Here is a 13,025-nt window from a genome sequence, read left to right as displayed (position 1 = left end):
TATATACACACTACTGCTTCAGCAACTAAAGTTCCAACTGCAGCTCCTTTTGCTCCTATTTCTTTTATTAAAATAAAATTTATAATCTCTTTAATTATAATAATAAATTCAATTTTATTTTCTCAAAATACAAACGATACAAACGCGACAAATTCAAATAATACAAACTCGGGCAAATACGGAGTTTTAAGCGCGTCTTTGGAATTAGTCGCCTACGGAAGAATGAGCGATTTAATAGAACAGACGGGAAACGAAGACACTTTGGGAGTTTTATTGTATGGAGATTTAAGTTATATTAAAGAATATAAATACGGTTCGATTGGAGCGGATATTAACGCGAGATTTTACGAACCGTTATCGCATAAAGCGAGATTCTACAAAGATATGTCCCCCCCCCTATTCGACTTCACAAAATTAAATTTATTCGTTAATTTTAAGTATATTGGAATAAGAGTCGGAGTTTTAGAACCCTATACGAAAAATATTCCTATGACTTCTTATTTTCCGACTTTATTTTATTATCACACCGTAAGCAGTAATAAAGCAACAGTTCTTTCGGGACCGAGAGATTTGCCGATTGGATACGACACTCAATTTATTCCAAGATACGATACGGGAATAATGCTCGAATCGAGTTTTTACGGAGTGTTTATAGGAGTCGGAATGGTTAACGGAGAAGAAGGATTGGACGCAAACTCTTCAAAAGGTTTAATGGCAAAAATATCTTACAGCAACGATTATGTCAATACGGGAGTCGCGGGAATTGTGAGTCAGTTAGGCTCGATACCGATAAAAGAATACGGAGACAGCATAAACACTTTTTTCTATTTTAGAAACGGCAAAAACGGAAGATTTACGATTGGAATTGAAGGCTTTTGGTTTAGGCATGGAATAATGGATTATAATAAATATTTGCCATCCAATAACGGAACAAACACTAACGAACATCATTATAATAATGGATATTATACGGATTTTTCAATTCAAACATTTGCGGAAAGAAAACCTTTTTACGCTATGAGCGGATTTATATTTTTTGAAGTTCGCAGATTATGGAAATTCGACATAACGGCGCATTTTGGAATTCATGATAATAATATATATTCCGATGCGGAAGATGTTTATCAGCTTAAATATAGAGCTTTTTTGAAAATCACTTTAAATATAACGGACGATTTCAAAATAATGATTTCCGACACTTTCACTTATGACCCTGTTTTTAAAAATAATAAGCAATATTATGAACTGGAAGATAGGCGTCAAGTCGGAGTAATATCCTACAACGATAGCGGCGGAAAACATTATACGGTTGATAACGATTTTTATTTGGGATTGAGTTTCAAATTCGGAGGCGTTTGGGGAAAATAATAAAATAAAATATAGAATAAAATTTAAAATATTATTATTGACAAAAAATATGATTAATATTATAATATAGAATAATTTTAACGGGATGTAGCGTAATTGGTTAGCGTACCTGCTTTGGGAGCAGGGGGTTATGAGTTCGAGTCTCATCATCCCGAATGCGCTAGTAGCTCAATTGGATAGAGCAACAGCCTTCTAAGCTGTGGGTTACAGGTTCGATTCCTGTCTGGCGCGATGATTTTTCCGTTTATATAATATGGCGAATGTAGCTCAGTTGGTTAGAGCGCCAGATTGTGGATCTGGATGCCGCGGGTTCAAGTCCCGTCTTTCGCCCATTCTATAAATTTTTTTCTTCCATTTAATTTTATAAATTAAGCGTCTGTGGCTCAATTGGATAGAGCATCGGACTTCGGTTCCGGCGGTTGGAGGTTCGAGTCCTCTCAGACGCGTATTTTAATATATAGCCCTACAATATTTTATAACTTTTTATTCCGATAATTAATTGATTATTTTTATATTTATCTTATAATATGGTAAGTATTAAATTCTATTTAATAATATAAATAAAAAATTTGTTTGAGTTTGTATTAAATAAATGAAAAGCGCAAATATAAAAAAAATAAATTTCGCCATACTGATACTCTTCCCAGTAATAATGCTTATATTTTTAATAATATGCAATGTTTACAGCATAAATTTAAATAACAATATAACGAAAGAACTTAATGTTTTTACAAATTCTTTATCTTCGAATATTGAAAGCAAATATATGGAAACGATTTCTCAATACTTCGGAGAGCAGTTAAGAAATTCAAATAGAGCGGAAGAAATCACTAATTTGGTGAAAGAGCAGGTTCGACTTGGAATAAATCCGAATTTCAGCACGCTTAAATTTTCGATAAACAGACTAATTGGAAACAGTTTACTTAGAGTTACTTATGTAGCCTTATTTCTTTTGGTTTTAATGTTCGCTTTAATATTATTTATGAACTACACAAATAATAGTTTGAATAATAATCCCGAGCCTGTAGCGGAAACGGAAAACGATATTGAAAGCGACATGAAAGAATTTGAAAAAAAAGAAACTCAAATTTTAACTAGAAAAAATAAAGAAGAAAATTCGAACGATAAAGAGGATAAAGAATATGTCGAAAATCTCCCGACTATCATATTGAAAAAATCGGAAGATAAAAAAATAAAAGAAATAGAAAAAATGTATCAAAATTTGGTGGCGGAAATTAAAGGAGCTAAAGACGAAAAGGCTTTGGAAATACTCGAAAATATTTTTAGTATAGACGACAGAAATTATATGGCTTTAAACGGAGCGGGAATTTTATATACGAAAATGTATAGCAAAAATAATAAGAGTTTATATTTTAGAAAGGCGGATAAATATTACGAGTCTGCCATTTCAATTTACGATAATAAGGACACTTTAAATAATAAAGGCGTTTTATATTCGACAAGATACGGAAAAGAAAATTCCGATTACGATTATAATACCGCTTTAACGATATTCGACAATATGATTTATTCGAGCGAAAAAAAAGACATTATATTATTAAACAACAGAGCGACAATTTATTTGGCAAAATATAATATAACGGGAAATAACGAATTATTTGAAAACGCCTTGAAAGATTACGGCGAAATAATAGAAGCGGACGGAAATAATATATCGGCGTTAAACAACAGAAGCGCGCTTTATTTCAATAAATATAAACGAACGGACGATATTCAGCTTTTCGATAAATCTATTGAAGATGTCCGAAAAGCGTTTAAAATAGACGCAAACGAAGCGCTTTCAAACGATGATGGTCCTATTTATATTTACAAATACTAATTATGATTATTAACTAATATAAACCGTATTTTTCTACTAAATCGTAAATAGCGTTTTCATCGTCTTTTATTCTGTTATATATTATAAGTTCGGGACGATATTCAAAATGAATCGTGTCGTAATTATTCCATTTTCCGCCCCAGATAAAACCATGCTTTTCAAAAACTTTAATAACTTCTTCGGGAGGCTGCCATCTCTCTTCGTAAGGCACAGCATACCAGTTTTTATTATTCACTCTCGTCCATGCCCAATAAGTTTGCTTTCCTCCGTATCTTCTCGGCAAAGTGTCGAAAGCCGCTCCGTAGCTGTGATAACTTCTGCTCGAACTTTTTGAAATAGCTCTCCATAAATATCCGCTTACCTCTTTAAGCGAAGACAAATAATTTTTAACTTCGGCGTTAGTTTGAGAGATGGAGAGTATTTCCTCATTTGCGTTCGATAAAGGTTTTACAATAAATCCATGCAGTCGAGTTCTATAACCCAAGACGCTCATATTCGTAATGTTTCTAATCATGGTTCTCGAGCTGTGTCCGTCATATAAAGTGTCTAAAAATTTATTATTAACGGTTTCTCTTCTGTTGATTCTTCTTCTAAAATTTTCTTCAATTTCTCTCGTTCTTTCTTCCGTAGCTTTGGGAAGTGTTGGAAGTCCGTCTAAAGAATAATTATAAAATCCGAAATTAATATAATCGTCTTTGTTTTGCATATCTTCGTCCGTAAGTAATTTTCCGTCCGCCCAGTTAAACCAGATATTATCCAAATAAAAACCCAATTCTCTATTTCTTATCATGGGAACGGAAATTCTATTCGAATAACCCAAATGCAAAGAAATCAATTCCACCGAACCCGGACGAATTATGATATTGTTTCTTATTCTATTTTTTTCCTCTCTTAATTTATTTTCTTCCGAAGACGCTTTTATTTTTGCGGAAATATTGACGGTAAAATTCATGTATATTATTAGGATTGAAGCTACGGATAAAATTATTATGGCGATAATCGAAGTTAATACGGTTAGCCTTTTTGAAGTAAATTTTATTATAAAACTTAAAAAAGCGAATATTAAAAGAATCGCTCCGATTATGGAGATATATTTCAAAATAGTCATATAAACTAAAACTTCAACTCATATTTGAATTTTAATCATATCAGAAAGCAGAAGACTTTGGGCGATGACGGGATCGAACCGCCGACCTAGTGCTTGTAAGGCACCCGCTCTCCCAGCTGAGCTAATCGCCCTCGCATCTTGAAATGACTTGAATATTTTAACTAATTAATTAAAAAATGTCAATAGGTTAAATAAAAATTTTTTTAAAAAAATTTAGCGTTGCGAGCTTTATTTTCTTGTCACTACGAGTGAGGCTAAAGCCCGTCTTTGACGAGCGAAGCAGTCTATATTAAAAAAATTATTTTTAAACCGTTGACAAAAAATTATAAATATCGTATAATTCAACCATTATGACAACAAAGTTAATAAATAATATTTGCAGTTCACTGCGAACCGCGAACAAAATAGTTTAAACTTTTTTAATTTTTCAAAAGGCAAACTTTTATTTGTTAAATATTTTTTAACTTCATTTAATTTTTTAAATGTATTTATTCTTTTTGTAAAAAATCAAAATTATTGTTCTTTTTTTGTAGAAAAAAAGAACCAAAAAACTACCACTTTTTTTGTAAAAAAAGTGGACAAAAAAACAACTCCGTTTAGAATTCGTAATTCGTTAGTAAAAACATTGTCATTACGAGGCGATAGCCGAAGTAATCCAATCTATGTGGATTGCTTCACTCCGTTCGCAATGACGATAAAAAATAATTTTGCAATTCTTAATAACAATGTGGCTTCAGCCCCTTGTATTAATAATTCAGAAAAAAGCATCGCAATGTAATCGCACACAATGGGTTAAAACCCATTGTTATAAGAAGTGGATTGCTTCAGGCAATGCCTTCGCAATGACAATTAAAAATAATTTTGCAATTCTAAATTTAGTTAAATATTTTTTAACTTCAATTACTTTCGATAGCTTATCAAGGAAAATAAAAAATCCTTGTTTAGTTATAAATTTAAAATTAATTCAATTCAAGGAGGAAATTATCATGTATAATTTCAAAAAAATTTTTACCTACTTGGTTGTAGGAGCTTTAGTTATGGCTTTGTCTATAAGCTGTAAATCGAATGAGGCCCCAGGTAGCGGAGGAGGAGATTTAGGTTCTATACCTACTGCTACGGGAAATCCCGCGACTGTGGGAGATGTCACTTTTGCTGGCACTCTTAATCGCACAGTTTTAAGCGGAATTTCGGAACAAGAAGCGGAAAGCGGAACGGCGCCAGCTACTTTAAAAGTCCCAGATGATTTTCAATTAGAAATAACGGGAAGTAAAGTTAATGCGGGTATTATTGGAACATTGCAAGGAATACAATTACTTTACAATTCCGATGCAAAAGTTGTGGAAGCGAGCGGAGAACTCACAGATTCTGGAATTAAGGTGAAGGAGTATATAAAAATAACTTTAGACGATGCCGCTAATCCAACTACTGCAACGGTTATATATCAAATGGGTAGTTCGGGAAATGGCATTAATATGTTGGCTACTTATGAAGGAACTTTAAATAAGCAGTAAAAAATAATTTTAATTCATGCATTCAATAAACGGTTTATACTTAATTGTATAAGCCGTTTTTATTTTATAGATTACTTGGCGACTGCTATCGTAATTATAAATATTTTTAATAATTGACTTTTTTACTATAATATATATCATTAACTATATCAAAAATTATTTTATGGTTTTTTGCATTTTCCGATAATAAAAAAAATTAATAAATATTCGGGGGTATTCGTTGGCTATTACGGACGGTTATCAAAAATATAAACAAGTCGAAATAAATACGGCGTCTCAAAATCGGCTCGTGGTTATGCTTTATGACGGAGCTATAAAATTTTTGGAAGAGGCTTGCAATTCTATGGACAAAAAACATGGAACGGAACAGGCTCACAATAATATCGTTAAGGCGCAGGAAATAATATACGAGCTTTTAGCGTCTCTAAATTATGAAGCGGGCGAAATAGCGAATAGATTGGCGTCAATTTATACTTATATGAATCAAAAATTAACGGAAGGCAATATTTCAAAAACTAAACCTCCAATATTGGAAGTTATAAAATATCTTAAAGAATTGAAAGAGGCTTGGGTTGTCGTTGAGGAAAAAGTTGCGAAAGGAAATACAGATTCAAATGCAAATAAATCTTCAAACAAAAACGACAATAATGAAATCAATAAAGAAAATTCGGAAAATATTAAATTAAATATAAAAGGCTAATTAATGAAAAAAATAATTCCATTTTTAATATGCGCGTTTATCATATCATGCGGAGATAAAGGCATAGAAACGATAGAACAATACGAAGCAAGAATGAATCAAATGGAAATTCTTAAATATTATAATATACAGGATGTTATGCCTCCGAGAATTGTCGAGGACGGAGTTTTATTTACTTTTGCGGAAAATTACGATTCGGTTGAAGTTTCGGGCGATTTCAATTATTGGGAAGACAGCATCCCGTTAATCAAAAACTCTTACGGAATTTTTTATTATTTATGGCAAGTTCCGTTAAAAGCTGGAAAATATAGCTATAGATACAGAGTGAACGGAGTTTGGATTAACGACCCTTTAAATTCAAATACGGAATACGATGACAATAATCAAGAAGTGAGCTATTTTATTTTGGATAATGATATAGGTTTTTACGATAAAAATCCGATTTATAATTCGGACGGAACGGTGACTTTCTTCTATAGCAACGATACGGCAAGAGAGGTTATGTTTACCTCCGATAAATTAGGTTTTGACAGTTTAAGATATCCAATGATTTATTCGAATAATTTATGGACTATAACTTTAAGAGCCGAATCTGGAAATTATTATTATAATTTTGTAGTAGACAGAGTTTGGGAAGTTGACCCTTTGAATATGAATGTATTTAAGGGAAGCGATGGAAGACTTCATTCTTTAATCGTTATAAATTATAATCGACCTAATTAATTATCGTTAATTGATTTAAAAGAATTTTAGAATTTGAAAATTTAGAAAATGTATTGTTTTATAATAAATAAAGTCTAGCCATATTTACGATTTATATAACTAGACTTTTTGCTGATAATTAAACATATACATCCAACACATTCCCTATACTATTATTTCGCTCTTTCGATATAATATTTGCTATTTTATCGCTTAATTGAGCAGAATTATAAACATTTAACCCCGCGCTACGCATATGCCTAGTCAAAGGAAACATTTTAGATGAATAAATAGAGTTCACTTCCATGTTTAACCCTCCTGTAATTTATTCACTATTAGGATTGTCGGAATTTTATTTTTAAAAATTAATTTCAATTTACGATTTTTTTAGATTTTTTAATACAAAAAATAAAATAATTAAGTCTATAAAATATTTATAGACTTAATTACCATGAAAGAAATTTAACAAATTTAACGACTTATTGCTTTTTTATACCGTAACGCTTATTGAATTTATCTACTCTTCCAGCGGCGTCAAGGATTTTTTGTTTTCCCGTAAAGAAAGGATGGCAATTATGACAAATATCGACATGCAATGTTTTCTGAACGGAGTGAATCTTAAAATTAGCTCCGCAGGCGCAACTGACATCCGTTTCGTAATATTGTGGATGTATATCTTTTTTCATTTTATATTCTCCAAAATCAATAAAAAATATCAATTATTAGAGCAATTATACAATAAATTAAATTTTATTGCAATAGTTAAATACGGAATTAAATTGATTTAATCGTTTTACTATTTTAATATTATGTAAACTATGTTATAATAACAAAATGAAATTTGATTTTTATAATAATCCATACGCTTCCAAAAGAAATATAGTTTTCGCTTCAAACGGAATGGTTGCCACGAGCAATATTTTAGCGGCGGAGGCGGGACTTGAAATATTAAAAAAAGGCGGAAACGCTATAGATTCTTCCATCGCTACGGCTGCCGCTTTAACCGTTGTCGAGCCTACTTCAAACGGACTCGGAGGAGACGCTTTTGCAATAGTTTATTTTGAAAATAAAATATACGCGATAAACGGAAGCGGATTTTCTCCTAAAAATTTGGATATAGAAAAAATTTTATCTCTCAATTTAGATAAAATGCCTCTTTACGGATTGATTCCAATTACTGTTGGAGGAATTCCAGCTACTTGGGCGGCTTTGAATAAAAGATTCGGAAAATTAAAATTAATCGAAGTTCTTAAACCAGCTATAAAATATGCCGAAGAAGGATTTGCGATTCAGCCGACTGTCGCTCTCGATTGGAAAGAAGCTTTTAATATTTATTTGAAAGCGTCTAACAATAATACGATAAAAGAATTTAAATATTGGTTCGACACTTTTACTTTTGACGGAAAAGTCCCAGAACTTGGCGAAATAGTCAAACTGCCATATAATGCGAAAACCTTAAAAGAAATAGGGAAAACAAACGCCGAATGCATTTATAGAGGAGAGATTGCCGAAAAAATAGACAAATTCATGAAAGAATATAAAGGCTATTTGTCTAAAGAAGATTTGAACGATTATTATCCCGAATGGGTTGAACCGATAAAAACGAATTATAAAGGCTACGATATTTACGAAATTCCGCCAAACGGACATGGAATAACGGTTTTAATGGCTTTGAATATACTTGAAAATTTTGAAGAATCTAATTTACATTATCAAATAGAATCTTTGAAACTCGCTTTTGCCGATACGAAAAAATATGTCGCCGATATTAAATACATGAAGACTTCTATTGACGAAATGCTTTCTAAAGAATATTCCAAAAAAAGAGCTAAATTAATATCAAAAAATACCGTATTAAAACCAAAAGAGCATATTTTTTCTTCGGGCGATACGGTTTATTTGGCTACCGCGGATAAAGACGGAAATATGGTTTCTTTTATACAAAGCAATTATACCGCGTTCGGTTCGGGAATAGTGATTCCGAAAACGGGAATAGCTTTGCATAATAGAGGAGCTAATTTTTCATTGGATAGAAATTCGGACAATTTTATAGCGCCGCGTAAAAAACCTTATCATACTATAATACCGGGATTTTTATGCAAGGATAATAAACCAATCGGAGCTTTCGGAGTTATGGGAGCTTTTATGCAGCCTCAAGGACATTTGCAAATATTAACGAATATGATAGACGAAAATTTGAATCCGCAGGCTTCTTTGGATAAACCGAGATGGCAATGGGTTGGAGATAAAACGATAGAAATAGAAAATAATTTTTATAAGAAAAAAGCGAAAGAACTTGAAAAATTAGGACATAATATTATCCGAAAAAGTGAAAGAAATTATTTTGGATATTTTGGAAGAGGACAAATAATATTTAGAAACGAAAATAATATTTTATACGGAGCTTGCGAGCCGAGAACGGATTCGGGAATTTCCGTATTTTAAAAATAAATTAAATAAAAAAGAAATAAAAATTAACGGAGTAAAAATGAGAAAATACAAATACTTTTTTATCTTAATCGCTTTATTTTATAATTTTTTAAACGCGGGAGATTTGCCGAAAAACGCTTTCAATTTCATGGGTTCGGTATTTCCAGATTTTAAAATAGATAATATTTCTTTGGAAAATAATATTTATAAAGTGACGCTTTTAAATGAAGCGGTTATTTCTTTTGACGGACATGGAAATTGGTTAAAAATAGACAGTTCATTCGAGCCTATTCCAGAAACGGTTTTTCCGAAAAAAGTTTTAGATTCTATAATCGAAAAATTTAAAAATCCAAAAATAGTTTATGCGAATAAATACGATAAAATCTATGAAAAATTATTATATGAAGTTATTATATACGATAAATACGATATATTTGCGATTTACATAAAAGAAGACGGCGAAATGATTGACATGCATTTTTTAAAGTCTATGTAAATTATTAAAAATTGTGATAAAATATAATAAAGAAAAAATAAAAAGTTTAATCGTATTATACCGATAAATAAATATAAAATATAATAATAAAATATAATTAAAAAACAAATTAATCGTTATGAAAAAAATATTTTTAATATTCTGCTTTTTAATATTTTGCTTGCCCGTTTATTCTCAAGCAAATAATTCGGTTAGAATCGATACAAATTCCTACCGTTCTTCAATCAATATAAATAAATTAGAGCCAGCTTGGGTTTATATAGGCGAGGCTAAAAGAGCGATAAACGAGGGCAATATTTCTTATGCTTTATATTTAATGAATAGAACTTTAATGTATTATCCCGATAACGCGGACGCTCATTATTATTTGGGATTGATATACGAAATCGAAGCGGGAAATCCAGCCGAACAAGGCGGAGCTGCAAGTTATAGATTGGCGGTGGAAGAATATAAAAAAGCAATTCAGTTAAATACAAATTTTAATGTTCCAGCTTATAAATTGGATTCTTATTTTGGTTTGCTTCATATTTACGAAAAATTGATTGACGAAGAAAATTATTCGGCTACGGAAAAAGAAATTATAAATATTGCCGAAACGAGTATTGATAGAAACGAAAGAGGAAGAATATATTTCAAATTGGCGGAACTTTACGAAAACAAAAGCAGAAATTCTTTGGCGATAGATTATTATAGACAGGCTTATTTAAACGGATACAGACAAAAATTATCTTTATTTAGAATATCGATATTATACAGAAAAGCGCGAAATTATACGCAGGAAAAAGAATATTTACTTCTTGCAAATAAATACGAATTTGCAAATGATGAGCCTTCAAATTACGAAGTGCAGAAATCTATAATTCAGAGACTTGCAGATTTGCAGAATGTCCGCATTCCTAAAAAATTAAATTAAAATCATTGAATTAATTTTTTCAATACTTCGGATATATCGGAATCGATGCATATTGAACGTTCTTCAATATCGCTTGCGCAGTAGCATTCTCCCAAATTAATAGAAGCGTAAACGGATTTTTTATTATTTAAAGTCATTCTCCAAAAATTATATTTTATTATAGAAGGCGTATTAAAACCTACTCCAAGTTCTAAAAACAAAATTTTTGAATTTTCAGAGATTTTTAAAAACTCTTCGTATCTGGATTTTTGCTCATCCCAATTTTTATCTTGAACGAAAGTATCGTCCGCTCTCAAATTCATTGACATATTTCTTCCGCAATATGGACATTTTGGAATAAGCTCGGTAGGTATTTTCATTTCTTTTTTATATTTAATCATCTCTCTAATATATTTTTCATTATAAAAAGTTTCTTGTCTGCAAGGTTTGGAACATTGAAAAAGCGCAAAATCTCCTTGAACTGCAAAAATTTTATCTTTGTCAAATTTAGAATCTATAAATCTGCCGTCAACATTTGTGGTTATGACAAAATAATTTTTATTTTTTACTATATTATAAAGATTCAAATAAGTTTCGTTTTCTTCTATATCGAATCTATTTATATATACATACAAACTAAAATAAGCCCAATATTCCTCGAGCGTTGGAAAATTATAAAAGCCTGCGCTATACATATCAGTAAATCCGTATTTTTTTATATAATCTTTAAAATTGTCTTCAAATCTTTTTCCGTCATATAAAAATCCCGCCGAAGTAGAAAGTCCCGCTCCCGCTCCTATTAATATATAGTCCGAATTTTTAATCTCTTCTTTTAATTTTTCTATTTTTTCAGTTAATTCATTGTTATTCATTTTTATTTTCCTATAATCAATTTTTTAATTTAATTATTCTTTAATTTTTTATTATATAATTCATAATCAATATCTTTAAAAACATTGAAAACTATTTTTATATTTCGTGTTTTATTTTCTTTCAAAAAATCGTTTACCGAAGATAAGGCTATATCAACCGCCAAATCGTTTGAAAATCTGAACTCTCCCGTAGATATGCAGCAAAAAGCTATACTTTTTATATCATTTTCTAAAGCCAAATTCAGACAAGATTTATAACATGAGTAAAGATGCTCTTTGTCTTTTTCGCTAACTTTATCTTTTATTATCGGTCCAACCGTATGCAAAACATATTTGCATGGAAGATTAAAAGCTGGAGTTATTTTTGCATCTCCCGTTTCTAAATAACCTCCGCATCGATTTATAACATCTCGGCAGAATAATCTGAGCCTCGTTCCAGCGGCGCTATGAATCGCGTTATCGATACATTTATGCATCGGATGAAAACATCCAAGCATAGCAGAATTAGCGGCGTTTACTATAGCGTCAATTTTTAAAGCGGTAATATCGCCTTTCCAAATATATAAATTATTTTTTATCGGTTTAAGATTTTCTATATTTGTAATAAATTTTTTATCAAGTTCTTCTTGTAAAAATTCATCTTCTACTTTTAAATAATCTTCGCTTATATCGTTCGGCGGACGCATATTCATAAGGCTTCTGAATAAATTTTTTAATTCTATTTCGTTAGATGGAATCTCTTCAATATCAATTTTGCTTTCTTTCGCCAAATAATTTATTAAATATAATAATTTTTCCATATAATTAATAACCTCTTAATTATTTTTTATTGTAATATATGTTATTACAACTAATATAGCATATTTTATTTTAATGTCAATAGAAAAAATTTTCTGTAGCTATGAGTAAGTAAAATGACAGTATAAATATAAATTAAAAATATTATTTTAATGGTAAAAATCTATAGCTATAATATGGTATCTTTAAATAGCTAAATTTAGTCCGACATGAGATTTGAAAAATTGCTTGACTTTTCTAAAAAAATTAATATCTTATTATATATAAATATAAAATATTATAATTTTAATAAGGAGACTATTTATGAT

General features: G+C 30.6%; 14 protein-coding genes and 5 tRNA genes. 13 read left to right on the top strand and 6 right to left on the bottom strand.

Features of this window, described 5'->3' with window-relative positions:
* Positions 1-72 precede the first annotated feature (72 nt).
* The 6 genes from ACR0QS_RS05575 (at position 73) to ACR0QS_RS05550 (ending at position 3,208) form a co-directional block, all read left to right on the top strand.
* Entirely contained in the window at positions 73-1,368 is a 1,296-nt protein-coding gene (locus ACR0QS_RS05575; RefSeq protein ID WP_432632453.1) for a hypothetical protein, read from the top strand.
* Between the two features lie 81 nt (positions 1,369-1,449).
* Positions 1,450-1,523, top strand: a tRNA-Pro gene (locus ACR0QS_RS05570).
* A gap of 2 nt (positions 1,524-1,525) precedes the next feature.
* Positions 1,526-1,599 (top strand) — tRNA-Arg (locus ACR0QS_RS05565).
* 24 nt (positions 1,600-1,623) lie between these two features.
* Positions 1,624-1,699: transfer RNA gene (locus tag ACR0QS_RS05560), tRNA-His, on the top strand.
* Between the two features lie 41 nt (positions 1,700-1,740).
* A tRNA-Arg gene (locus tag ACR0QS_RS05555) sits at positions 1,741-1,814 on the top strand.
* A gap of 206 nt (positions 1,815-2,020) precedes the next feature.
* Entirely contained in the window at positions 2,021-3,208 is a 1,188-nt protein-coding gene (locus ACR0QS_RS05550; protein ID WP_432632452.1) for a hypothetical protein, read from the top strand.
* A gap of 13 nt (positions 3,209-3,221) precedes the next feature.
* On the opposite strand, the gene ACR0QS_RS05545 is transcribed toward ACR0QS_RS05550, so the two are convergent.
* Positions 3,222-4,316 (bottom strand): M15 family metallopeptidase, encoded by a 1,095-nt coding sequence (locus ACR0QS_RS05545; RefSeq protein WP_432632451.1) that lies wholly within the window; start codon positions 4,314-4,316, stop codon positions 3,222-3,224.
* Positions 4,317-4,374: 58 nt separating this feature from the next.
* A tRNA-Val gene (locus ACR0QS_RS05540) sits at positions 4,375-4,447 on the bottom strand.
* A 443-nt stretch (positions 4,448-4,890) separates the two neighbouring features.
* Here ACR0QS_RS05540 and ACR0QS_RS05535 point away from each other — a divergent pair.
* From ACR0QS_RS05535 to ACR0QS_RS05520, 4 genes are all read left to right on the top strand, one after another.
* A complete protein-coding gene (locus ACR0QS_RS05535) occupies positions 4,891-5,094 on the top strand; it encodes a hypothetical protein (protein WP_432632450.1) in 204 nt (67 codons plus the stop codon).
* 208 nt (positions 5,095-5,302) lie between these two features.
* On the top strand, positions 5,303-5,827 hold the full coding sequence (locus ACR0QS_RS05530; protein WP_432632449.1) for a hypothetical protein: 525 nt from the start codon (positions 5,303-5,305) through the stop codon (positions 5,825-5,827).
* 220 nt (positions 5,828-6,047) lie between these two features.
* Entirely contained in the window at positions 6,048-6,527 is a 480-nt protein-coding gene (fliS, locus tag ACR0QS_RS05525; RefSeq protein WP_432632448.1) for a flagellar export chaperone FliS, read from the top strand.
* A 3-nt stretch (positions 6,528-6,530) separates the two neighbouring features.
* Positions 6,531-7,250 (top strand): protein kinase, encoded by a 720-nt coding sequence (locus ACR0QS_RS05520; RefSeq protein WP_432632447.1) that lies wholly within the window; start codon positions 6,531-6,533, stop codon positions 7,248-7,250.
* A gap of 118 nt (positions 7,251-7,368) precedes the next feature.
* Here the strand turns inward: ACR0QS_RS05520 and ACR0QS_RS05515 are convergent, their stop codons facing one another.
* The gene (locus ACR0QS_RS05515) at positions 7,369-7,536 is read right to left on the bottom strand and encodes a hypothetical protein (protein WP_170310834.1); all 168 of its coding nucleotides are present in this window, start codon (positions 7,534-7,536) and stop codon (positions 7,369-7,371) included.
* Positions 7,537-7,708: 172 nt separating this feature from the next.
* Positions 7,709-7,915, bottom strand: coding sequence for a 50S ribosomal protein L31 (rpmE, locus tag ACR0QS_RS05510; RefSeq protein ID WP_432632446.1), 207 nt, complete (start codon positions 7,913-7,915; stop codon positions 7,709-7,711).
* A 148-nt stretch (positions 7,916-8,063) separates the two neighbouring features.
* Between rpmE and ACR0QS_RS05505 the strand changes: the two genes are divergently transcribed.
* The 3 genes from ACR0QS_RS05505 to ACR0QS_RS05495 all read left to right on the top strand — a co-directional run bounded on the left by ACR0QS_RS05505 (position 8,064) and on the right by ACR0QS_RS05495 (position 11,068).
* Positions 8,064-9,674, top strand: coding sequence for a gamma-glutamyltransferase family protein (locus ACR0QS_RS05505; RefSeq protein WP_432632445.1), 1,611 nt, complete (start codon positions 8,064-8,066; stop codon positions 9,672-9,674).
* Between the two features lie 43 nt (positions 9,675-9,717).
* The gene (locus ACR0QS_RS05500) at positions 9,718-10,155 is read left to right on the top strand and encodes a PepSY-like domain-containing protein (RefSeq protein ID WP_432632444.1); all 438 of its coding nucleotides are present in this window, start codon (positions 9,718-9,720) and stop codon (positions 10,153-10,155) included.
* A 118-nt stretch (positions 10,156-10,273) separates the two neighbouring features.
* Positions 10,274-11,068: a tetratricopeptide repeat protein gene (locus ACR0QS_RS05495; protein ID WP_432632443.1), complete on the top strand. Its 795-nt coding sequence runs from the start codon at positions 10,274-10,276 to the stop codon at positions 11,066-11,068.
* A gap of 2 nt (positions 11,069-11,070) precedes the next feature.
* Here ACR0QS_RS05495 and ACR0QS_RS05490 read toward each other — a convergent pair whose 3' ends face one another.
* Together ACR0QS_RS05490 and ACR0QS_RS05485 are read right to left on the bottom strand one after the other, a co-directional pair.
* A complete protein-coding gene (locus tag ACR0QS_RS05490; RefSeq protein WP_432632442.1) occupies positions 11,071-11,919 on the bottom strand; it encodes an SIR2 family NAD-dependent protein deacylase in 849 nt (282 codons plus the stop codon).
* A gap of 29 nt (positions 11,920-11,948) precedes the next feature.
* Complete coding sequence (locus tag ACR0QS_RS05485; protein ID WP_432632441.1) at positions 11,949-12,719, bottom strand: protein-ADP-ribose hydrolase; 771 nt, start codon at positions 12,717-12,719, stop codon at positions 11,949-11,951.
* Positions 12,720-13,025 lie beyond the last annotated feature (306 nt).

Origin of the sequence: Brachyspira sp. (genome assembly GCF_050873525.1) — a bacterium.
Lineage (GTDB): Bacteria > Spirochaetota > Brachyspiria > Brachyspirales > Brachyspiraceae > Brachyspira.
Note: the sequence above shows the minus strand (reverse complement) of the source record. Positions and strands in the feature narration are given on the sequence as shown.